Annotated in this window: 13 protein-coding genes and 2 pseudogenes; 6 read left to right on the top strand and 9 right to left on the bottom strand. The window is 70.4% G+C overall.

Translation table 11 applies throughout. The features are described from left to right. Complete coding sequence (locus ACFY32_RS33165) at positions 1-849, top strand: alpha/beta fold hydrolase (RefSeq protein ID WP_390676255.1); 849 nt, start codon at positions 1-3, stop codon at positions 847-849. Between the two features lie 79 nt (positions 850-928). Here the strand turns inward: ACFY32_RS33165 and ACFY32_RS33160 are convergent, their stop codons facing one another. After that, positions 929-1,735, bottom strand: coding sequence for an SDR family NAD(P)-dependent oxidoreductase (locus ACFY32_RS33160; protein WP_390676254.1), 807 nt, complete (start codon positions 1,733-1,735; stop codon positions 929-931). Positions 1,736-1,843: 108 nt separating this feature from the next. On the opposite strand from ACFY32_RS33160, the gene ACFY32_RS33155 reads away from it, so the two are divergent. Beyond that, a complete protein-coding gene (locus ACFY32_RS33155; protein ID WP_390676253.1) occupies positions 1,844-2,458 on the top strand; it encodes a TetR/AcrR family transcriptional regulator in 615 nt (204 codons plus the stop codon). Between the two features lie 6 nt (positions 2,459-2,464). Here the strand turns inward: ACFY32_RS33155 and ACFY32_RS33150 are convergent, their stop codons facing one another. The 6 genes from ACFY32_RS33150 to ACFY32_RS33125 form a co-directional block, all read right to left on the bottom strand. Next, positions 2,465-2,872 carry a RidA family protein gene (locus ACFY32_RS33150; RefSeq protein ID WP_390676252.1) on the bottom strand — a complete coding sequence of 136 codons (408 nt, stop codon included), beginning with the start codon at positions 2,870-2,872 and terminating at the stop codon, positions 2,465-2,467. A 410-nt stretch (positions 2,873-3,282) separates the two neighbouring features. After that, positions 3,283-3,615 (bottom strand): DUF3140 domain-containing protein, encoded by a 333-nt coding sequence (locus ACFY32_RS33145; RefSeq protein WP_359204031.1) that lies wholly within the window; start codon positions 3,613-3,615, stop codon positions 3,283-3,285. Between the two features lie 183 nt (positions 3,616-3,798). Continuing rightward, on the bottom strand, positions 3,799-7,776 hold the full coding sequence (locus tag ACFY32_RS33140; RefSeq protein WP_390676251.1) for a beta-ketoacyl synthase N-terminal-like domain-containing protein: 3,978 nt from the start codon (positions 7,774-7,776) through the stop codon (positions 3,799-3,801). Next, positions 7,773-13,919: an SDR family NAD(P)-dependent oxidoreductase gene (locus ACFY32_RS33135; RefSeq protein ID WP_390676250.1), complete on the bottom strand. Its 6,147-nt coding sequence runs from the start codon at positions 13,917-13,919 to the stop codon at positions 7,773-7,775. Before ACFY32_RS33135 ends, ACFY32_RS33140 begins: the two co-directional genes overlap by 4 nt. 29 nt (positions 13,920-13,948) lie before the next feature. Then, a complete protein-coding gene (locus tag ACFY32_RS33130; RefSeq protein WP_390676249.1) occupies positions 13,949-15,529 on the bottom strand; it encodes a PfaD family polyunsaturated fatty acid/polyketide biosynthesis protein in 1,581 nt (526 codons plus the stop codon). A 63-nt stretch (positions 15,530-15,592) separates the two neighbouring features. Next, complete coding sequence (locus ACFY32_RS33125; protein WP_359204043.1) at positions 15,593-16,681, bottom strand: SDR family oxidoreductase; 1,089 nt, start codon at positions 16,679-16,681, stop codon at positions 15,593-15,595. Between the two features lie 364 nt (positions 16,682-17,045). Here ACFY32_RS33125 and ACFY32_RS33120 point away from each other — a divergent pair, with 364 nt between their 5' ends. Both ACFY32_RS33120 and ACFY32_RS33115 read left to right on the top strand, forming a co-directional pair. After that, positions 17,046-19,481 (top strand): MMPL family transporter, encoded by a 2,436-nt coding sequence (locus tag ACFY32_RS33120; RefSeq protein ID WP_390676248.1) that lies wholly within the window; start codon positions 17,046-17,048, stop codon positions 19,479-19,481. Positions 19,482-19,551: 70 nt separating this feature from the next. Further along, a pseudogene (locus ACFY32_RS33115) lies at positions 19,552-19,767 on the top strand (transposase); the annotation flags it as partial. Positions 19,768-19,820: 53 nt separating this feature from the next. Here ACFY32_RS33115 and ACFY32_RS33110 read toward each other — a convergent pair. Then, positions 19,821-20,396: a TetR/AcrR family transcriptional regulator gene (locus tag ACFY32_RS33110; protein WP_390676247.1), complete on the bottom strand. Its 576-nt coding sequence runs from the start codon at positions 20,394-20,396 to the stop codon at positions 19,821-19,823. Between the two features lie 102 nt (positions 20,397-20,498). Between ACFY32_RS33110 and ACFY32_RS33105 the strand changes: the two genes are divergently transcribed. Continuing rightward, a complete protein-coding gene (locus ACFY32_RS33105) occupies positions 20,499-21,350 on the top strand; it encodes an SDR family oxidoreductase (RefSeq protein ID WP_390676246.1) in 852 nt (283 codons plus the stop codon). A 6-nt stretch (positions 21,351-21,356) separates the two neighbouring features. Here ACFY32_RS33105 and ACFY32_RS33100 read toward each other — a convergent pair. Then, a pseudogene (locus ACFY32_RS33100) lies at positions 21,357-21,551 on the bottom strand (transposase family protein); the annotation flags it as partial. A gap of 156 nt (positions 21,552-21,707) precedes the next feature. On the opposite strand from ACFY32_RS33100, the gene ACFY32_RS33095 reads away from it, so the two are divergent. Then, positions 21,708-21,982 (top strand): LLM class flavin-dependent oxidoreductase (locus tag ACFY32_RS33095; protein ID WP_390676245.1); only part of this gene is annotated, 275 nt, incomplete at its 3' end.

Genomic DNA, 21,982 nt, shown 5'->3' with positions numbered 1-21,982 from the left:
ATGCCCGAGCTGCGCCGCGTCCCCGTCGACGGTGTCGAGCTGAACGTCGCCCTCGCCGGATCGGGCCCCGCCGTCCTGCTGCTGCACGGTTTCCCGCACACCTGGGAGGTGTGGACCGACGTCATGGCCGGCCTGTCCGGCCGGCACCGCGTGATCGCCCCGGACCTGCGCGGGTTCGGCGAGAGCGGCCCGGCCGCCACCGGGTACGACGCGGGAACCCTGGCCGAGGACGCCGCCGCGCTGCTCACCGCGCTCGGCGAGGACTCGGCCGCCGTGGTGGGCATCGACGCCGGGGCCGCCCCGGCCTTCCTGCTCGCCCTGCGCCGCCCCCGGCTCGTCCGGCGCCTGGTCGTCATGGAGTCCCTGCTGGGCGGGCTGCCCGGCGCCGAGGAGTTCCTCACCGACGGGCCGCCGTGGTGGTTCGGTTTCCACGCCGCCGCACCCGGCCTCGCCGAGACCGTCCTGGAGGGTCATGAGGCGGCGTACGTCGACTGGTTCCTGAGCACCGGCACGCTCGGCGAGGGCGTGCGCCCCGCCCTGCGGGACGCCTTCGTCCGCGCGTACACCGGCCGCCCGGCGCTGAGCCGGGCCTTCGCGTACTACCGGGCCCTGCCCGAGAGCGCGGCCCAGATCGAGCGGGCGGTCGCCTCGGCCCGGCTGACCGTACCGACGCTGGCGCTGGGCGCCCGCCCCGTGGGCGCCGCGCTGGAACGCCAGCTCCGGCCGGTCGCCGACGACCTCACCGGCCATGTCATCGAGGACTGCGGCCACATCGTCCCGCTGCACCGGCCGCGCGCTCTGCTCGCCCTGCTGCGGCCGTTCCTGGCCGGGGAGCGGGCCGAGGCATGACGGCACGTACGGGCCCGCCCGATCCGCTCCCGGCGGTGCCACGCTCCCCCGGCTCCGGTCACCGGTCACCGGTCACCGGTCAGGCGAGGGTCTCGCCGCCGTCGACGGTGATGACCTGGCCGGTGACGTAGTTGTTGGCCATGAGGAAGAGGGCCGAGGCGGCGGCTTCCTCAGCGGTGCCGAAGCGGCCCAGGAGGGCGTTCGCACCGGCGGCGGCTACGGCGGCGTCGGAGTCCAGCCCCGGCTGCGCGCGCAGCAGCGGGGTGTCGATCCGGCCGAACCGGATGGTGTTCACCCGCAGCCGGGCGGGGGCGAGTTCCACGGCGAGGGTCCGGGTCAGGGTCTCCACGGCACCGGCGGCCGACAGCGGAGCGCTCATACCGGCCCGGGGGCGGACCACGAGGATGCCGGAGCTGAAGGTGAGGGAGCCGCCCGCCGGAAGCCGGGTCGCCGCCGTGCGGGCGGCGGTGAAGGCACCGCGCAGACGGGAGTCGAAGGCCGCGCCGATGTCGCCGGCCGACAACTCGGTCACCGGGCCGGCGCCTCCGATGCCGCCCGCGGTGACGAGTACGTGGTCGACATGGCCGGCCCGGTCGAACGCCTCGGCGAGGGTCCGGTCGTCGGTGCCGTCGCCCGCGACCCCCAGTACGGCGTCGTCGGCGTCCTCGGCCGGGCCCGCGTCGCGCACCCGGGAGACGGCGGCCTTCAGCCGGTCGGCGTCGCGGCCGACCAGCACGACGCGGGCGCCGACCGAACGCAGCAGGACACCGGTCGCCAGCCCGATGCCGGAGGTGCCGCCGACGAGGACGGCGGTCGTACCGGCCAGGCCGCCGGGCAGCGGGGACCGGACGGGGACCGGGGCAGGGGCGGGAGTCGGAGTGCTCATGGGCGGCAGCCTCTCGCTGAAGGAACCGAATAAACCAACTGGTTTTTTCTGCGGGCACGATGCTGCCGCCCGGCCGGACCGCAGTCAACCGGATGGTTTAATTCGGCCATGGCTTATGACGCGGAGGACACCCGGCGGCGGATCTTCACCGCCGCGGCCGCCGAGTTCGCCGAGCACGGCCTCGCCGGGGCCAGGGTCGAGCGGATCGCGACGGCCGCCAGAGCGAACAAGCAGGCCATCTACCTCTACTACGGGAGCAAGGAGAAGCTGTTCGCCGCCGTGCTGCGGGCGAAGCTGGAGGAGGTCAGCGCCTCCATCGCGGTCGATCCCGACGCGGTGGCCGAGTCGGTCGGGCAGCTCTTCGACTGGTACCAGGAGCACCCGGAACTGATCAGGCTGCTGCTGTGGGACGCGCTGGAGGCGGGCGGCGACGAGGACGCCGAGAGCGAGCGGGAGAGCCGTGCCGCCTTCCGCCGCAAGGTGGAGCGGCTCATGGGCGGGAGCGCGGCCCGCCGCCTTCCCGAGGAGGCGCGTCTGCGCGCCGCCCAGGATCTGCTGTTCACCGTCATGGGGCTGATCGCCTGGAACTTCGCGGTGCCCAGGATGTGCCGCGCGGTGCTGGACGAGGAGACCGAGCGGGCCGCCCTCGCCCGGCGCCGCCGGTCCGTGGTGGAGGCCGCCCGCACCCTCGCCGCCGCCGGGGGCCTGAGCCGTCGCGAGTGAGCGCGGTCAGTCGAGGACCGCGGTGGCCTCGACCTCGACCAGGATGCCGGGCTCGGCCAGGGCGGCGACGCCGATCCCGGTGAGCGGCGGGACCGGGGTGGCGCCCAGCCGCTTCGCCGCCCGGCCGATCCCCGCCAGGACCTGGGGCATCTTGTCGGGGGTCCAGTCGACGAGGTAGACGGTCAGCCGCGCCACGTCGGCGAACGAGCCGCCGGCCTCGGCCAGGGCGGTGGCGACGTTGAGATAGCACTGCTCGACCTGGGCGGTGAGATCGCCCTCCCCGACCAGGGTGCCCTCGGCGTCCCAGGCGACCTGCCCGGCGACCAGGACGAGCTTCGTCCCCGTCGCCACCGACACCTGCCGGTAGGCGTCGACCTCGGGCAGTCCGCGGGGGTTCATCAGGGTGACGGTCATGCTGTCTGCCTCCTCGTCAGGGAGCCCGTGGGCTCCTTCGGTTACTCGGGAACCGTAAGAGAGTGAGCGCTGACATGGAAGAACGCACTTTTGGGTGACTGGGGAACCTGGAGGTGACCGTGCGACGAGGGAGCTGTGTGCCGTGCGCCGGCGAGGCCCCGTACCGGCCGCCCGGAACGGCGGACGCCCGTCTCCTTCCGGGCGGGCCACCGCACCGACGTCGTCGGCCAGTCGAGGCCAAGGGGGTGCTGGCGTCGGCCCAGGTGGTGGTCGAATCGGTGCGCGCGGAGACGATCTCGTTTCTCCAGTCGGGTGGAGGACAAATAGCGGCTGCCCATAAGGCCGCACATGTCATGCCCACAAAAGATCCGCCCCGGGCAGGCGGGGCAGCGGCGACGCGGCGGCAGGGATCACTTCAGCGGATCGTGTCCCCAGTTCATCAGCGAATGCCTCCACCGCGTGTCCCGTACGTCACCGGAGGGCCGCTGGGCGAGATGCCGTTGGACGTAGCCGACCACCTTCCGCATGTGCTGGTAGTCGTCGTCCGAGAGGTCGCCCTTCTTCATCCGCAGGATGTCCAGGATGCGGCGACCGGAGGCATGCCCCGTGGACTCGCCCCCGTCCTTGTGCTGCCCGGCGGCCCGCGACTCCTGCGAACCCAGCCACTTCTCCAGCTCGCCCGGCGCCATGTTCACCGCGTCACGGAACGCGTCCCAGGTGTCTTTCCGCTCGTCGTCCCGCATATGGCGTCACTCCTCGGTCTCTCGCCGCTCGTCGGGCCACGCTCATCCAGAGTGGGGGCCGGGCACCCGGACCGCAGCTCGGCATCGTCTGCCTCACCCCGCAGGACACGGTCCACGAGAGTCACCCGGGCGACGGAGGGCCTTCGGGTGTCTACCTTCCTCAGGCGGTGCGGGAACCAGTCGTCAGGACCTTTCCGCCACGATCACCTCGGCCTCCGTGACCAGAACCGACAGCCGGTGTTCCAGGCCGGGACGGTCACTCAGCCATGCTGTCCTGCGGGTGGTGTCTACGGCTACCTGCGCGGGATGCGCCTGGTGGAGGTGTGCGACGTGTTCCTTCATGGTGATCTCGACTGCGTAGTGCCGGGCCGGCCTGCTTCCCGGTAAGCCGTAGACGTGGGCCACCGCCCCCGTCGGCCAGTCGGCCAGTCCGAGTTTCCTCTTTTCCAGCCTGGTGGTGCCGTCGGTGGTCCGAGTGAGGCCCATGCCCGGCACGGAGCGACGTTCCAGGAGGAATGCCCGTCGGCCCCCCGCCGTTCCGTGTACCAGCGCCGAGGGCGGGGCGGGCATGCTGACTCCTCGGAAGGCGGCGCACACCCGGCCCTCGTACGACATCCGGCAGTCCACGTACATCAGTTGGTCTGCGGTTCCCGCCAGTCGAGCTTCCACCTCGATGCTTCCGGACCCGGGGAACGGCCCGTACAGATCGAGGTACTCCAGACCGTGCGGGTAGGGGACGTGGTCCCGGTCGAACTGATCGCCCCAGATGCTCAGGTCGTGCCCGGGTACGACGTGTGTGGCCGCGTCGAGCAGTCCTGGGTGGGTGAGTCCCGCGGGTACTGATCCGCGCTGCGGGTCCAGCACACCGCGCGCCCCCGCACTCCCGTAGTGAAGGTCCGTGAGGTACTGGAATGCCGGGCCGTGGGGCAACCGGTCGAGGGCGTAAGGGAGGGGTGCGGGTACGGCGCCCGCCAGCGGGGGCAGTGGGGGAGGCAGCGGTGGGGTGGTGAAGACGATGAAGGCTTCGGCGGCGGTCTCGAAGCGGGAAAGGGCAGCCCGGCCGGCCTCGCGCCATGTCAGAAGCTGCGCATGGATGGTCGCCCCGTGGCCGGGCAGGCGGCGCGTATGAGTGGCCAGGCGGACGGAGCCGGTCACGGGAATCCAGCGTTTGAGTGTGAGGCTGCGCAATCCGGTGGCAGGCGTGCCGGCGTGGTCGCTGGCGGCCCGCAACAAGTACTCCACTGTGGACATCATGGGCAGTACCGGCAGCGTCCAGGTGGGGCAGTGATCCAGCACCCAGGAGTGGGTTTGCGGACTGAGGGAAAAATACGTGGAACGGGTCTGCGGGGACGCTGCCGGGTCGGCGACCTCTTCTCGCCGCGTGACCTGCTGTTCGTCCGGCGAGGAGCGTCCCTGACGCCGGATGCCCTGAGCACGGGCAGCTTCCAGCAGCAGCCGGCTCGCCCGGCCCTGATGGTCGAGGAACAGTCGGTGGGCCGCCTCTTGGACGATCAAATGCTGTTGATGGCTCTGGCAGACAGTGCGGTGGTGTGCGCCCAGGGCCGCAGCACGCAGGGTGTTCGCCGGCACCGAACACCACTGGTCGCGCAGGGGTGTGCGCTGTTGCGGGGGCGGGGGCGGGGGGAGCGTGACCGGGCGACGGTGGGGCGATGCGTGCCGCTCGTCGAGGATGCGGCCGAGATCGTAGAAGGCGACGGTCGACAGCTTCCGTCCCGGGTCGGGCTCCGGGTCCAGCGGTAGCGCGGGAGCGGCGTCGGCCGCATGCAGGGTGACTGCCACCGGGAGTGCTCCCAGAGAGGAGGACACCACCGTGGCTGTCGCCAGGCCGGGGCACGAGGTGGCGGCCCGGCCGGTGCGCGGCACTGCGCGATGGTGGAGGGCGAGGGCCGCACATGCCGCGCTGAGCAGACCGGTGGCAGCGTGCGGGCGGCCGAACAGAGGCGCGATATTCAGCTCTAGGCAGTCGCCTGCGGGCCGCGGTTCCACATCACCCACCCGCAGGGTGGCGTCCGTGCGTGCAGATGGTGATGCTGTGTCGGAACCGGCTTCGTCGCTGGTTGCGCCCCAGACGGCCAGGACGGGTTCCCCGTCTCGACGGGCGTGGTCGAGGCGCTTGAGCACCACCACGACGGCGGCGTTTCCCACGGGTCCGGGGCGGCCGAGCTCTTCGACGGCGGCGCGGTGCACTGGAGTACTGGCCAAGTCGACCGCGCCGATGACCGCGGCCGCGCAGTCGCCGCCGGCGATGGCGTGCGCGGCGAGGTCCAGGGCCTGCAACCCGGATGCTTCCTCGGCACCGACCGCGAGGCTGGGGCCGGTCAGGCGGAGCTGCGCGCTGATGCGGCTCGCGGCGATGTTGGCGAGGCAGCCGAGGGTCCAGTCCGGGGATTGCAGCAGGTCACAGACCTGGTGTTCGGGCAGGACCTCGGCGGCGAGTCCGGTTCGTTCCTCCGGCGTGGTGAGGTCTCGCCAGAGAGCGTACTCAGCGTGTACCGGCTGGCTGCCGCTGCCCACCAGTACCACGGTGTCGTCGGCCCGCAGGGTCAGATGTGCCGTGGCGTCGCGGGCCGCTTCCAGCACCAGGACGTGTTCGGCGGAGGTGTGCAGCAGGTCGGTGGGGGGCATCTTCAGGCCGTCGACGGCTAGTTCCGCGGTGCGCGGTGGCCTCAGGCGGGACTGCCCGCTGAGGAGAGCGTCGATGAAGTCGGCGGTGCTCGTGCCGTCCCCCACCCGGGCCCCCACGGCGACAAGGGCGACGGCGTGACGGGCGGCGGAACTGCGCGGACGCGTGGGCGAGGGGCGTGCGGTGCGAGTGCCGGTGCTCGTGTCCCAGGCGTCCAGCACCAGGTGCGCGTTGGCGCCCCCGAAGCCGAAGGCGCTGACGGAAGCCCGCTTGCGTCCGGTCCACTCCTGGGCCTGTTTGTTGACCCGCAAGGGCGTGCCGTGCAATGCGTCGGTGGTCACGTCGGCGCCGATGGAGGGCGGGAGGATGCCGTGTTCCATGGCGCCGAGCACTTTGAGCAGCCCGGCGGTGGCGGAGGCGGTGAGGGGGTGCCCGATGTTCCCCTTCACCGATCCGATCGGCAACAGCGGGTGGTCGGCGAAGACGCGGGCGGTGCTGTGCAGTTCCACAGCGTCGCCCAGCGGCGTACCCGTAGCGTGGCATTCGAGATAGGACACGCTGGCGGGGGCGACGTCCGCTGCGCGGTAAGCGTTGTGCATCGCTTGTTGCTGTTGGCGGGTGTCGGGTAGTAACAGCCCCTTGCCGCCGCCGTCATTGGTCAGTCCGATGCCGCGGATGACGGCGAGGACCGGTGTGTCCGTGGCCAGTGCGTCCTCCAGCCGCATGAGGGCGACCACGGCGGCTCCCTCGGACAGGACCAGGCCGTCGGCGTCGCGGTGGAACGGGCGGGAGGTCCCGTGGGGGCTGAGTGCTTCGAGGGTGGCCATGCCGTGGCTGATGGTGCGCGGATCGGCGCCGTTGAGGCCGCCGGCCAGCATCAGGTCTGCCTGACCGTGCCGAAGCCGACGGCAGGCCAGTTCGATGGCGTACAGGCCCGAGGCGCAGGCGGCGTCGATGGCGAATCCGCCGGCCCGCAGGCCGAGGGCCTGTGCTGTGAGACGGGCGGGCATGGCGAACGAGAAGCGGCTCAGTGCGGAGGCGTCCGGAGGGAGGTTCGCTGAGCGGGCCGGTCGAGGGGAGTTTGGCCGGGACCGCAGCCAGACGCTCTCGGCGAAGGCCGCCATAGGGGTGCTGGCGCAGGTGATGTTGCCCAGTACCAGACCGGCACGTTGCTGATGGCCGGTGCGGCCCGCTTCGTCCAGGGCCTGGCGGGCGGCGTGCACGATCCACTGGACGGCGGGGTCGAAGTCGCTGACGGCGGCAGGGGTGAGGGCCAGACCGCCCGGGTCGAAGTGTTCGGTGAAGCGGGTGACGTGACCGTAGGCGGTGCGGGGGGCCTCCCCCGTTTCTGCGCGGCGGCGGTACTCGGCCGCCTCCGGCAGACCGTTGCCGGCACGGGTCAGATGCATGGTGCCGGATACCACGGTCTGCCAGAGTTCGGCGGGGTCGTTGGCCCCTGCGAGCACGCATCCACGGCCCACGATCGCGATGAGAGGCCCATCCACGGCCGGGCTCATCCCTGGTCCGCTGTCAGGGCAGGCGCCGGCCGCGCGACGTCCATGCGGTGGACGAGCTCCACACCCTTCAGCACCCCGAGGACTTCCGCCGGCTCGCGCCCGCGTGAGGTGATCCAGATGTCGCAGACCGCGTTGGTGCTGCCGTGGCGCACGGCTCGGACGACGCACCGCACGGGCGTACCAGCAGGAGGGCTCAGGCGCAGTCGTGCTTCCCGCACCCCCATGGGCAGCGCTTGGATGCCGGCCGACGACAGCACCCACAGGGCGGCGAGCTGGAAGGCGCCGTCCAGCAGCGCGGGATCGCTGTGCCAGCTCGCCTGCGGCCAGTTCAGATCCGCGGTGCCGAGGAGAGTGCCGGTGGCACCCTCGGCATCGAGGGAGCCGACGGTCTCGATGGCCTGCAGCGCAGGCCCGTGGAAGAGCATGCCACCGTTGTAGACGTCGAGCCCCGGGTGTTTGTCCGCGCTCCTGTCACCCGTGCTTTCCGCAGCCGGTGCGGGAGGTCCTTCCAGGACCTCGCTGTTCTCCCAGGTGGCCGTGGCCATGTAGTGGCGAGTGCCGTCCGGGGCGTCCAGATTCAGACGTACTCCGCTCTCCTCGGGGCTTGTCCGCAGATGAAGCCGGTGGCTGCCTTCGTCGGACGCCTTCAGGGCGATGGCCTTGAGCACCGTCAGATCCCGCAGCACAGGCGACCTGCCCGAGGGCGCGGCTGTGCTGGCCGCGCGGATGAACCATTCGAGAACCAGGGCCACGGGTACGACCGGACGTCCCGCGATCCGATGGTCCCGCAACCACGGTTGGGTGTCAGGTGCGAGTGTGATCTCGGTGAAGGCGTCCTGTTGCGCGGGGTGCGAAGCAGAGGCTGCGGTGCCGGTGGGTCCTGCGGCGAGGCCGACACGGACCGGTGCGGGCTGGTCCAGTTCCGCGAGGAACGCCTCCGCCCCTGCCTCCGGGGTGAGGAGGGCCACGCCCAGGCGCCGGAAGTGCTCGGCATGGGCGGAGGTGACCATGCCCGTCGACCAGGGCCCCCAACTGATCGCTTTGGTACGGCAGTCCGGGCGCAGCGTCGCCCGACTCGCGGCCAGGTGCTCCACGGTTTCGTTGGCGGCGGCGTAGTCGCACTGTCCGGCGGTGCCGACGCGGGCGCTCACCGACGAGAAGACACACAGGAGGCGCAGCGGGTCGTCCCGGGTCGCATCCAGCAGATTCGCGAGGCCCTCGACCTTGGTGGTGAACACCTCGGTGAACTCGGCATCGCTCTTGTCCGTGATGTGCTGGTCGGCGAGGACGCCCGCGCCGTGCAGCAGGGCGGTGATCGGACCCCAGTCGCGGCGTGCAGCGGCAAGAGCGTCCTGCACCGCTTCCCGGTCCCGGACATCGGTGCGGACGTATCGCACGTCCGCGCCGGCCTCGGTCAGCAGGTCCAGGGTGGTGCGTACTTCCCGGGAGGCGAGTACCGCGCGGGAGCCCTGGGCCAGACCGCGCAGGGAGGTGTCGGCGCCCGGGGTGGTGTGGCGGGCGAGGACAGAACGGACGGCGGCCTCGCTGTCGGCCGCCCGCAGTTCGTCGCCCTCGTCGATGAGCTCGGTACGGCCCAGCAGCAGCATCTTGGGCCGGTGCGCGCAGGCCAGGGCCCTGACGCACAGGCTGGTGATGCCGCGAGCCCCGCCGCTGACCACCACGACCGGGTCTTCGCCCAGGTCGAGTGGCTGCGGCTCGGCGCGGTGCTGCGGGGTGTCCTGGAGCACGCGCCGGGTGCCGTCGGCTGCCAGCGCGACATTTCCGGCCAGGTCGCCGTCGAGGAGTTCATCGGCAAGGGCCTGAGCGATCTGCTGCGGCGTGCGAGAGGCGCAGTCGATGTCGATCGCCTTCACGCGTGCTGTCCGCCATTCGCTGGCAGCGGTGCGAGCCAGCGCGGCGAGGGCTGCGCTGTCGGCCTGCGCGGATGCGCCACGGACGCCGAAGTCGCCGCCGGTGTCCTGAACGGTCACCAGAACGCCGGCGTTGCGCGTCAGTTCGGGTCCGAGGGCGCGCAGCCGTTGCAGCACCCGCCGCGGCAGTTCCACGGCGTCCGCCCCCGGCGGGTGCGGGTCCGGGGCGGGCTGGAGACCGTCCAGGATCACCAGTGCCCTGGCACCGGCGGGAGCCTGGTCCACAACCGTCGCCTCGACGCCCGCCCGTTGGAGAAGGGCGGCCAGAGGGGTGGCGACGCCGAGGGCGTCCCGGGTGAGGTACAGGGGAAGCCCGTCCAGGTGTGCCGTGACGGGGGGCCCCGCCACCTCGGCCTCTTCGAGTGTCAGGACCGTCCGTACCACCTCGGCCCGGCTGGGGCTCTGGGCAGGGAGGGAAGGCGTCGTCGGGGGGCGCGGAGCCGATGGTGCGGAGGCGGGCGAAGAGCGGTCGGCCCGCGGTGCGGACTCGCCGGTGGGGTGCAGACCGGCCAGCTTGTCGGCGATCTCGGCGATGGTGCGCAGATTGATCAGTTCGGCCGGGTCGATGTCCGTCTCGTTCGGGAAGTGCTCACTGAGCCGGCTGAGGATCTGCACCCGCTTGAGAGAGTCCACACCGAGGTCGACCTCGAGGTCGAGGGACGGCGTGAGCATCTCCACGGGATATCCGGTGAGTTCGGCCACGACGGCCAGCACGATGCCGCCGGGCGCCTGGCCGGTGGCGTTGCCGCCCGCGCCGCGCTCCTCCTCCTTGCCGCCCGCGCCGCGCTCTTCCTTGGCGACCGGCGACCGGCGATCGTCCACAAGAGCCGGTGACGTGAGGTGCGGAGGCCGCTGCATGACTTCCGCCTGCGTGGCTGTCCCGGCCGAGGCATCTGCCGTAGCCGGTACAGCGCGCGGGCGGGTGGACCGCTGATGCTCCGCGGGGGACGGCGTCACCGGAAGGAGGGGCGGCTCGGCGGGCGGGAGTACCGGCAACTCCTCACTGGTCCCCGGTGTGTTTCCCGCCAGCAGGCCGCTGAGCCCTCCCAGGGTGCTCCTGGCCAGGTCCAGGAAGGCGGCATGACTCGAAGATGTCAGTTCCTGGTACTGGCTGTGTGCCGTCGCCGCGTGCTGCTGCACCTCCAGAAAAGCCCGGAGCCACAGGTCGGAGGCGGTCGCATGTTCTTGATCGGGCGCAGCGGAGGAGGGCGCACCCGGTGGCACCGCTGCCAGGTCCCGCACCGCCGGGTCGTGCGGGTGACCGGTCGGCACGGACCATGCCGCAGGCGTTGCCGGACGGGTGTCTCCCGGTGCCTCGGGCGCGTGGGGCCGGGCTGCGTCAGGAGCCCGCGGGGTGTCGCGCGGCGGGTCCTCGGTGGGACCCCCTGTTACGCGGTAGCCCGTGTGGGAGTTGGGACCGGCGATGGGAATGCTCATGGATCTCCTTGGGGGCGGGGACGGTGCTGTGGCGTATGCCGACCACAGGGGTGTGCAGTCCAGGGGGTGGCCCGCGACGGAGAGAGTGCCCAGCGTCTTGTGCAGCGCGGAGAGACCGGAACCCGTCCGATGGTCCGCGCTGACCGCGGTGTGGGGTTCACCGGCGAGGATCTGGCTCACCAGCCCTGTGAGCACGGTGCCGGGGCCGGCTTCGACGAACAGCCGTACTCCGTCCTCGTACAGGGCCCGCACGGTGTCGGTGAACCGTACGGTCGAGGTGAGATGGTCGGTCAGCAGCGCGAGTGCCTCCGACGCGGACGCCGGGTACGGCTGGGCGGTGACGTTGCTGTAGACCGGGAGCCGCGCAGGGGTGAACGCCGCCTTCGCCACGGCGCTTCGCCAGTCTTCGGTGGCGGAGGCCAGCAGGGGGCTGTGGAAGGCGCTGGACACGGCGAGGCGCTGTGCTGGAATGCGGCGCTCGGCCGCCCGGGTCCGCGCCCGGTCGATGGCGGCCGTCGATCCCGACAGGACGTGCTGGCCCGGTGCGTTGTCGTTCGCCACCCACAGGTCTTCGATGCCGTTCACCAGGTGGGCGGTCTGCTCGGCGGTGGCCTGGAGTGCGAGCATCGCGCCGGGGACGGTGCCGGCGTCGCGCAGCAGACGTCCACGGGTGCTCGCCAGCGCCATCAGCGTGTCGTCACTGCATGCTCCGGCCGCGTGCAGGGCGGTCAGTTCACCGAAGCTGTGCCCTGCCACGCAGTCGGGACGGAACCCGACGGCCAGCAGCACGTCCCGCATGACCAGCGCGTGGGCGGCGAGGGCCGGTTGCGCCCGTTCGGTTGCCTCCAGCTCCCGGTCCTGGGCCTCGCGCTGCGCGTCGTTCGACGCGGGCGGCGGGAACACGGACCGGTGCAGTGGTCGTCCGTCGATGTCGACGTCCGCCAGCCGGTCCCACGCGGACAGGGCCTGGGGAACGTGCAGCGCGACCTCGGCGCCCATGCCGGGATACTGGCTGCCCTGACCGGGGAAGAGCAGTGCGACGCGGCCTTCTCGGCCGGTACCGCTCTGGTAGCGGGTGCCGCCGGGAGTCACGAAGGCCGTGTCCGGCTGCTGCAGGATTCTGGCGCGGGAGTCGGCCGCCGCCGCGCGCAGTGCCGCCAAGTCACGCACGACGGTGCACCAGCGGTGGGACGCGGTGGCGTCGAAAGCCTCCTGGGACGTACGTGCCGTCTCGGTGAGGGGGGCAACCGTCTCGCTCAGGCGCCCGAGGTCGCGGGTGAGGGCGGAGGCGGAGGACGCGCTGATCAGGACCAGCTCGTCGGGTGCGGTGCGGAAGAGCCCCTGCCGGTGGGGACTGCCGTCTTGCGGGGTGTACTCCTCGAGGGCGATGTGGAAGTTGGTGCCGCCGAAGCCGAAACTGGACACTGATGCCCTGCGCGGGTGTTCGCTGCCGCGGACCCACGGCCGCGTACGGTGACTGAGATAGAACGGCCCGCTGTCGGTGTCCAGGGCCGGGGTCGGGGATTCCGCCTTGAGGGTGGGGGGCAGGGTGCGGTGGTGCAGGGCGAGGACCGCTTTCGCCAGGCCCGCGGCTCCTGCGGCGGCCTTGGTGTGCCCGATCTGCGATTTGACCGACCCGAGCGCGCACCAGGGAGTTCCTGCGGATGGCGGGTCCGCGCCGAACGCCTCCTGAAGGGCGGCCGCTTCGGTTTCGTCCCCGGCCCGGGTGCCGGTGCCGTGGGCTTCGACGAGCTCGACTGTGCCCGGTCCGTATCCGGCCGCCTCGTATGCCCGCCGCAGCGCGCGGACCTGGCCGGCGGCGGTGGGGGCGTAGATGGATGAACCGCGGCCGTCCGATGAGGAGCCGATTCCTCGGATCACCGCGTAAATACGGTCACCGGCCCGTTCGGCATCCCCCAGCCGCTTGAGGGCGAGCATGATCACGGCCTCCCCCAGGAGGGTGCCGTCGGCGTCGGCGGAAAAAGGGCGGCAGTCCCCCGAAGGCGACAGCGCGGGCGTCTTGCTGAAGCAGGTGTAACTGAAGGCGTCGCTCAGGGGGTCCACACCCCCGGTGAGCATCATGTCGGCGCGACCGAGAACCAGCTCGTCGATGCAGGCGCTCAGGGCCGACAGCGAGCTGGCGCACGCGGCGTCAGTGGTGTAGTTGCTGCCATGGAGATCGAAGTGGCGCGCTACCCTGCCGGCCACCACATTGGTGAGCAGTCCGGGGAAACTGCTCTCCTGCCACTCGGGGAAGGCACTCACCAGCGCGTCGCACAGACGCTCCGTCTGCTCCTCTCGCAGTCCTTGGGCTCGCAGGACCCTGCGCCAGGTGGGTCGCTGCGAGCGGGAAGACATGGCGTGCATCAACTCGGTGGAACAGGCGCCCAGGATGATCCCGGTCCGTTCGCGGATCTCGGCGGTCGGCGACCGGTCACCGAAGACGTCCCTCAGCAAGAGCTGTGCGGCGACCAGGGCCAGGAGCTGGGCCGAGTCCGTGGCCGGGATGCTGGACGGTGGCGTGGCGAACGCCAGCGGATCGAAGTCGACTGGGGAGAGGAAGGAGCCGCGGGTGGCGTAGGTCTTGTCCCTGGCCGCCGGGTCGGCGTCGTAGTGGTCTTCAGGCAGCCAGTGGCTCGCAGGCACCTCGGTGATCAGGTCGCGGCCCGCTGCCACGTCACGCCAGAAGCCGGCCGCCTCCGAGGAACCGGGAACCAGAGTGGACAAGCCGACCACGGCGATGGGCACGGAGGGGGCAGGAGAGCGCGGGGGCATGAGCAAGCTCCTCGACGAAGGCGTGCGGATCACAAAAGTTCTCGTGCCTGGAAGGTGAAGGCCGAGGCGGGCAGGGTCACACCATGGCTGCGCAGTTGATGGGCCCGGGTCAGCACCGTCGCGCCCTCCATGAGGTTCCGCGCGATCTGCACGGCGGACAGGTGGTCAGAGGCCAGGTATCCGTCCGTGCGCCAGATGTTGAAGGCGCCTACGGCTGGACCGCACCAGATCTGGTAGTCCGACACTCGGTCAGGTGCGCCCCGCAGAGCCCACAGGCTGGACATGCCGAGGTACCAGCGGAACACGAGAGCCATACGGTGTTTCGGGTCCCGTCGCGCACGGTGCAACTGTTCAGGATCACGTTGACTCCAGAAATGTTCCGTCAGGAGCCAGACCTGATCGATCGGCATCAGGAAGACGTTGCTCTCCAGGCGTTGCCGTTCGTCGACGGGAAGGTCGTCGAGGGAAGCGTGATCACGGTAGAGCTGTCGCAGCCGGGCCGCCCGGCCGGCGAACATGGTGCCTCGTGTGAGGACCTGTACCTGTGCCCCTAGTTCGAACATGTCTGCCGACGCGGTCATGGCGGTGTCCGTGGTGTCCGCAGCGAGGAGAAGACCCCGTGCGCGGTCGGAAGTGCCCGCCTCGGTGCTCAGTTGGTTGACGGAGCCCGTGAGGACGTAGGCCGCGCCCAGTGCGAAGGCAGCCGCCACGCTGTGGGGCGTGCCCATGCCGCCGGCCGCACCGACGCGGGCCGGTGCCGTGATGCCGTGCCGGCGAGTCAGGGTGTCGCGCAGAGCCATGATCTGGGGCAGAGAGGTGCCCAGCGGACGGCCGTCCGTGTGGCCGCCGCTGTCGGATTCGACCGTCACATCGTCGGCCAGCGGCACACGGGCAGCCAGCCTCGCTTCGCTTTCGCTCAGGTCACCGGTGCTGACCAAGTCGCGCAGCAGGGCGGCCGGGGCCGGGGCGAGGAAGTGGGCGGCGATCTCGGGCCGGGAGATCTTGGCCATCACACGGCGGGGCCGGTGAACGGTGCCGTCGGGGCGCAGGCGCAGGCCCGCCGCCGAGCAGTGGACCGCAGCGCGCGTCACCTGGATGAAGGCCGACAGCGAGACGCACGGGACGTTCTGGGTGATCAGTAGCCGGGCGAGTTCGTTCTCCCACGCCGGTGAGTGGGGTGAATGGATGAGATTGACACCCCAGGGAGCAGGAGGCGGCAGGCTGCGGCGCAATCGCGCGACAGCGGCCGTGACCGTGTCCGGGGACAGACCTGCGGCTCCGAAGAAGGCCAGGATGTCCGCACGAGCCAGGGTCTGGACGAAGTCGACTCCGGAGATGCCGTGGGCCATCTCCCCTGCCACATAGGGAAAGCGTGTGCCGTGTGCCGCGGTGAAGCTTCTGTCTCCCAGCCATTCGGGATACAGCGGCGGGAGAGTGCCCGTGTGTTCACCTGCCGTCGGCGCGCAGGGGGCGAGAGCGGCCCCCAAGGCCGCGTCCTCAGCTCGGCGTACCACGTACGCCGTGCTCCGGGGACAGCGGACCACGCGGAGCAGTTCCGGGGCGCTGAAAGGATCGTTGACGCCGGCGTTTTTCTCCATGGTCTCGGGCATCGTGAGCCCCTTCCTGCGGCGAGGAGCGGGAGGAAACACCTTGCGAAGGGGCGCCGCCGCCGGTCAAGCCGGTCCGCCATCGCCGACTCCGGCCAGCAGATATTCCACGTTCATGACGGTCGTGGGCGTTGTCACCCCGGCGACTTTCCGCGTGTTGCTGTCGTCGAAGGTCCGCGTCTGATTCACATACGGGGTGAGGCCGGGAAAGTGCCGGAACTGCGTTTCCAGAGGCGTGGGCCGCTCGGGCGGTTCCGGAACAAGACGGAACCGGACCGGGGCGAATCTCTCCATGAATTCGATCAGCGTGTGCACCGGAGTGTCGCCAGGGTGGACGACGTGATACGTGGACACCCCGTCCGGCACGGGGAGGGCAGCGATGCCGATCATGATTTTCGCCGCGTCATCGACGGGGAGGCAGTTGAGGTGGGCGTCGTCGCGCCCGACCAGCCGGACCTGAGGACGCAGCCCGTAAGGGATACGTATGCGGTCGAAACCGCGCTGGACGGAACCGTTCCACAGCAGTGAAGCGGTGACCTGGAACGGATGACGGGGCATCCCGAGGACCGGCGGTTGATCGGTCAGCAGCACACTGGGCCGCAGGATGAGTGCTGCCCGGTCACGGGCGCGCGACCAAGCGCGTACCAGTACTTCGGCGTCGTATTTCGAGTGCTCATAGGCGTTCTCGAAACCGTACGCGTCACTGAGATCACTCTCCCAGACATGCCCGGTCCGGCGCGCGCCCGCCACGAAAGCGGTACTCACGTGTACGAACGGCGCCTTGCGGCTATTCAGCGCGGCCACATCGAGGAAGTGACGGGTACCGTCGACGTTCACGGGTCTGACTACCCTCGCATCACCATTCAGATCGATATCACCCGCCGCGTGCCAGAAGACATCCGTCCCCTCGGCGAGCGCCCGCGCCCGCGCCTCCGACAAGCCCAGCTTCGGCCGGATGAGCGTTACCTCGACCTCATGAGCCGTCCGCCGAAAGCGCTCGATCAGGTCGCCCGAAACGGAAAGACGGCGCAGACCCCGGGATACCCGGCCGATCGCACTTTCGCCACCCTGGCGGTAGAGAAGTGTGACGACATCACCTCGCGTGACGAACTCACGTACCAGGCGAATACCCAAAAAGCCGGTACTTCCGCTCATCGTTATACGCATATGCGTTCCCCCTTCATATCCAAAGGATTCCCCCAGGGTCCACTCGAATGCGTCGCGTCACCCTGGAGGATTAAAAGTAATACGATCAATTAATCCTTCAGGAAACCCCACCTGTCAGGATATCCAGGGAGAAGGAGACCGCATTATTGTGGTTTGACACTCGACTGCGGTGGCAGCCTTAGCCCATCGCCACTCCGAGCGATTACCCAGCGCCGAGCCCCTCAACTGATCTCTACACCCGCCAGGAAAAAAGCCGGATTCCTGACGCCACGTCGGAGACATTCCGGCTCACAGCATCCGATCAAGGCGTCCTGCCTGGAGTCGCCGTCAAGCAGGTTTCGCAAGGAGCAGCATGCCGAACGCACACCCTTCCTCCAGCCGCGAGCCGGACTCGGCGAGTTCACCGACTCCGCCACGCTCAGCCAAGGAAGAACCGGGTCGCACACTGACCGCCCTGGCGGAGTGGTCGATACGCCATCGACGGTATGTCCTGCTCTGCGCCGCAGCGTTCATCGTGATCAGCGCCGTCGTCGGACACGACGTCTCCTCACGCCTGCTCAGCGGCGGGTGGCAAGTGGCCGGCTCACCCTCGCAGCGAGCCGCAGCCCTCCTGCGGGAGGACCCCGCCGGCGCCCCCGATCTGCTGCTGCTCGCCGCCACCCCCAAAGGGCCCGACGCCCCCGATGCCCGCGACGCCGGTCTGCGGCTCCTGGCGCAACTGCGCAACAGTCCGCAAGTCCGCTCCGTAAGCGCCTACTGGACCGCGCCACCGTCGACGAGGGACAAGGACCGCGCAAAGAAGGAGGCCCCGCCGCCGGGCCCCGACGGCGGAGAACAAGGCCCTCCTGCCGCACATCCCCTGCTCTCCGCCGACGGTCGCTCCGTACTGATCCCGGTCCGCCTGGCCGGGCGTCCGCAGAACTTCCGCTCCGCCCTGGACCAGCTCCTGCCGCGGGTCACCGGAGGCCACGGACCCCTGCGGGTCACCGCGGCCGGTACCGCCGTCACCGCACGGGGGCTGCAACAGCACAGCGCCGCCGATCTCACCCGCACCGAGGTACTGGCCGCTCCGGCAGCCTTGCTCCTCCTGCTGCTCATCTTCGGCAGTCTTCCGGCTGCCAGTCTGCCGCTCGCGGTCGCCGCCATCTCCGTGACCGGTACGCTGGCGGTGCTGCGCGGGCTCAGCGCCCTCACCGACACGTCGACCTTCGCCCTCAACGTCACCACGGCCGTCGGGCTGGCTCTGTCGATCGACTACAGCCTGTTCGTCGTCGCCCGCTTCCGCGAGGAGAGCGCCGCGGGCAGGACCGTGCACGAAGCGGTCGTCGAAGCCACCCGCACCGCCGGCCGCACCGTTCTCGTGGCCGCTGCCGCCGTCATCACGGGGCTGCTGGGTTTGCTCATCTTCCCCATGTTCCTCACCCGCTCGCTGGCCTACGCCGGTATCAGCGTCGTCGTTCTGACCGCAGCGGCCGTCCTGCTGGTGGTTCCCGCCGCGCTCGCATGCTTCGGTGACAACTTCTTCCGCGGCGACCTCTTCGCGCGATGGCGCCGCGGCACCGATCACCCGCCCACCGGCTGGTACCGCCTGGCCCACCGGGTGATGCGCCGACCAGTCACGGTCACGGTCGCTGTGACGGGCATCCTACTGATTCTGGCCCTGCCCTTCCGCGACGTACGTTTCAGCTTCAGCGACGTCCGGACCCTGCCCGCCACCTCCGCCGAGGCAGAAGCCGCCCAAGTCCTGCGGACGGACTTCCCCCAAGTCCGCAACGAGGTGGAGGTCCTGCTCCCCGACTGGCCGACCGGCACCGACAGCACCCGTCAGCGACAACTGCGCTCGTATGCCCGGCGCTTGTCCACCCTGAAGGACGTCAGCGGTGTCCGCACCTCTACCGGCGTCTACGCACGCGGCGCCCTCACCGCCCCGTCCTGCCGCCCAGCCTCCGGGACCGAGCACGTCACTTCCGCCCAGTGCCGAACAGAACCCGCGGCAGGCAGCCCCCCGGACACGGCCCACCACGCCGCGACCACGACCCGGCTCACCGTGATGTGTGCCTGTGACTCGTTCACCCCGCAGGGCTTGGCCCTGCCCGATCGCCTCCGTTCGGTACCCGCTCCCGCTCCCGCTCTGTTCGCCGGACCGACCGTCGAGCTCCTGGACGCCCGGCAGGCCCTCGCACACAGGCTCCCCCTCGCCGCGCTTGTGGTCGCTACGGCCATGCTCATCCTGTTGCTGTTCTGCACGCGCAGTCTCTTCCTTCCGTGCAAGGCTCTGCTGATCAATCTGCTCAGCCTCACCGGCAGCTTCGGCGCCATGGTGTACGTCTTCCAGCAGGGCCATATGCGTTGGCTCGTGGGGCACTTCACGGTCACCGGCACCACCGACATCGTGATGCCGGCCATCGCGTTCTGTCTCGCCTTCGGTCTCTCCATGGACTACGAGATCCTGCTGCTCTCCCGCATCACGGAAATGCACCGGCAGACCTGTGACACCGAGGAAGCCACTGCGCGGGGACTACAGGCAGCCGCGCCTCTGTTCACCGCATCGGCCGCGGTGATGGCCGTCGTCCTCCTGGCCATGGCGACCTCCACCGTCACGACCCTCAAACTGCTGGCCGTCACCATCTGCGTCTCCGTAGTTCTCGACGCGGTACTCCTCCGGCCACTGCTTGTCCCAGCAGTGATGCGACTGGCCGGCGCGGCGAACTGGTGGCTGCCCTCACTCGGCCGCAACCGGCGCCCCGCCACACCGCTCGAAGCGCACCCGCCGACGCCTGACGCCTGACGCCTGCCCCCTGAACCACGCGCACGGGCCCGGTCGGCGATCACCCAGGTGTCCTCCGCGTCGGCCTGCCGGCCTGCCCCTGTCGATCGGCATCTCCGCCGCCAACCTCCACGACAGCCGGGCCCTCACCCCGCTGGTGCGAGGCATCCCGCCCATCCATTCCCGACGCGGCCCACGGCACCGACGCCCTGGGAAGCTGCACGGTGACAAGGGCTACGACTACCGTCACCTGCGGCGATGGCTCGCTTCCCGCGGCATCCGACACCGCCTCGCGCGCAAGGGCATCGTGGCCGTGCCGGCGCGCCCACGTCGGACGCGCCGGGTCCGGGGAGCTCGGGTTCAGCTCTTGGTCGAGCCCTTGGTCAACGCGTCCATGAGGAGGTCGATGAGCCGACGAGCCTGCTCTTTGCTGCCGTGCTGCACGGAATAGGCGATGCCGCCCATGAGGAGGAGAACATCGTCGGAGGTGACATCGGTTCGCAGGCTGCCGTCGTGGGCGCCGGCATCAAGGAGGGCGGCGACGGCGTCGGTAAGGAGTGCGCGGCTGTCGGCGTACGGGTCGACTCCGGAGGCGATGACCGCGTTGAGTGCTGCGGACATGCCGCTCTTGGCCGTGGCGTACTCGAGGAAGTGTTCCATCCAGATGCGAGTGGCCTCGGCGGCCGGACGCTGGGTGAGGAGGTCCGACGCCTTCTCGCACACGCGGCTGAGTCGGTGTCGGTAGGCGGCGTCGATGAGGGCTTCTCGTGTCGGGAAGTGCCGGTAGAGCGTGCCGACACCGACGCCGGCCTGCTTGGCGATGGCGGCCGGTGCGGTGTCCAGCCCCTGCTCGGCGAAGACCTGCGCGGCGACCTCCAGCAGGCGCTCCCGGTTCTGCAGCGCATCGCTCCTGGTCCGGCGGGGGTTTGGGGGCATGCGGGTTCCTCCGGTGCCTGCCTTCGGTTGCTTTCCGGAATGTATTCCGCTTAACTCCTAACCGGAACGCATTCCGGTAACACTCTACTCCAGGAGACTTCCATGCCGACTCCGTCCGGCAAGGCCGTACGCCAATGGTTCATCACCGGAGCCTCCGGCGGCCTGGGCCGCCATCTCACCGAACACGCCCTCCAGCACGGCGACCGCGTCACGGCCACGGTCCGCCGCCCCGCAGTACTGGAGGACCTGCGTAAGACGTACGGCGACCGGCTGACCGTCGAGATCCTCGATCTCACCCGGCCGACCGACGTCGACCGAGTGGTCGGCAGGACCCTCCGGTCCGGACCGGTGGACATCGTGGTCAACAACGCCGGATACGCAGTCGTGGGCGCCGCCGAGGAGATGACCATCGAGCAGATCCGCGACCAGATCGAGGTCCTCCTGCTCGCTCCCATGCTGATCACCCGGGCCTTCCTGAAGCCGATGCGCGAGCAGGGCGGAGGCCGAATCATCCAGATCTCCAGCATGGGCGGCCAGATCGCCACCCCCACGCACAGCTCCTATCACGCGGGCAAGTGGGGGCTGGAAGGCTTCACCGAGAGCGTCAGCCGCGAAGTGGCCGACTTCAACATCCACCTCACCCTGGTCGAGCCCGGCGCCACCCGCACCGGCTTCGCCTCGGCCCTGCACTACACCACCGAAACGGCCGCCTACCGTGACAGCGCCGTCGGCCGGACGCGGCGTTACCTGGAGGCCGCTGACGACAGCGTCTTCACCGGCGACCCGGCCAAGCTCGCCGCCGCCATCTACGACACCACCAACCACCCGAACCCGCCCCTGCGCCTACCTCTCGGTTCCGACACCTACGACGCCATCCACACCGCACTCACCAGCCGTCTCACCGCACTCGAAACCCAGAAGGATCTTGCGGCATCTGTCGCTTTCACCCACTGAGGTCTTTCAGCGTTGCCGCCCCAGTGTGAGGACGGCGGCGGCGACCGACGACATTCGCTTCGGGCTGCACCGGGCCCTGCGGAAGATCCGCCAGGTCTTCAGGCGGGCGAGGCCACGCTCGACCGGTGCCCGTGCCGCGGACAGCGCGCGGTCGACGGTCTGTTGCGTGGGCGTGAGGTCACGGCCCGGAGGGCGTCCGAGGGCCACACGGAACCAACGCGGACGGCGTCGCCGTCCAGGACGCGCCGGACCAGAGTGTCCAGCACCGCAGCACCACTTCCAGGGCTTCGGCGGCAGCCGACCCCGTACCGGCAAAGCTGTTGATCACCTCTTCGGCCGGACCGTAGGTTCCGTCGCATGACGAATCTCCGGATCGGTGTGATGTACGACCGCGACTGGGTGCCCGAGGAGTTGCCCGCCTTCGCGCGGCGGGCCGAGGCGCTCGGCGCGGACGACCTGTGGGTGGTGGAGGACCTGCGCTGGAACGGCGGGGTGTCGGCGGCGGCCGTGGCGCTGGGCGCGACCGAGCGGCTGCGGGTGGGCATCGGGATTGCCCCGGCGCCGTTGCGCAGCCCGGCCCTGCTGGCGATGGAACTGGCCACGCTGGCACGGGTGTTCCCCGGCCGCCTGGT

Origin of the sequence: Streptomyces sp. NPDC000134, assembly GCF_042899225.1 — a bacterium.
In the GTDB taxonomy this organism is placed as follows: Bacteria; Actinomycetota; Actinomycetes; order Streptomycetales; family Streptomycetaceae; genus Streptomyces.
This window is presented reverse-complemented; position numbering and strand designations above follow the sequence as displayed.

What these genes read in the sequence shown, in the direction of transcription:
- ACFY32_RS33165 (WP_390676255.1), top strand. Translation starts at nt 1, where the DNA reads ATGCCCGAGCTGCGCCGCGTCCCCGTCGACGGTGTCGAGCTGAACGTC.
- ACFY32_RS33160 (WP_390676254.1), bottom strand. Translation starts at nt 1,735, where the DNA reads ATGAGCACTCCGACTCCCGCCCCTGCCCCGGTCCCCGTCCGGTCCCCG.
- ACFY32_RS33155 (WP_390676253.1), top strand. Translation starts at nt 1,844, where the DNA reads ATGGCTTATGACGCGGAGGACACCCGGCGGCGGATCTTCACCGCCGCG.
- ACFY32_RS33150 (WP_390676252.1), bottom strand. Translation starts at nt 2,872, where the DNA reads ATGACCGTCACCCTGATGAACCCCCGCGGACTGCCCGAGGTCGACGCC.
- ACFY32_RS33145 (WP_359204031.1), bottom strand. Translation starts at nt 3,615, where the DNA reads ATGCGGGACGACGAGCGGAAAGACACCTGGGACGCGTTCCGTGACGCG.
- ACFY32_RS33140 (WP_390676251.1), bottom strand. Translation starts at nt 7,776, where the DNA reads ATGAGCCCGGCCGTGGATGGGCCTCTCATCGCGATCGTGGGCCGTGGA.
- ACFY32_RS33135 (WP_390676250.1), bottom strand. Translation starts at nt 13,919, where the DNA reads ATGCCCCCGCGCTCTCCTGCCCCCTCCGTGCCCATCGCCGTGGTCGGC.
- ACFY32_RS33130 (WP_390676249.1), bottom strand. Translation starts at nt 15,529, where the DNA reads ATGCCCGAGACCATGGAGAAAAACGCCGGCGTCAACGATCCTTTCAGC.
- ACFY32_RS33125 (WP_359204043.1), bottom strand. Translation starts at nt 16,681, where the DNA reads ATGAGCGGAAGTACCGGCTTTTTGGGTATTCGCCTGGTACGTGAGTTC.
- ACFY32_RS33120 (WP_390676248.1), top strand. Translation starts at nt 17,046, where the DNA reads ATGCCGAACGCACACCCTTCCTCCAGCCGCGAGCCGGACTCGGCGAGT.
- ACFY32_RS33110 (WP_390676247.1), bottom strand. Translation starts at nt 20,396, where the DNA reads ATGCCCCCAAACCCCCGCCGGACCAGGAGCGATGCGCTGCAGAACCGG.
- ACFY32_RS33105 (WP_390676246.1), top strand. Translation starts at nt 20,499, where the DNA reads ATGCCGACTCCGTCCGGCAAGGCCGTACGCCAATGGTTCATCACCGGA.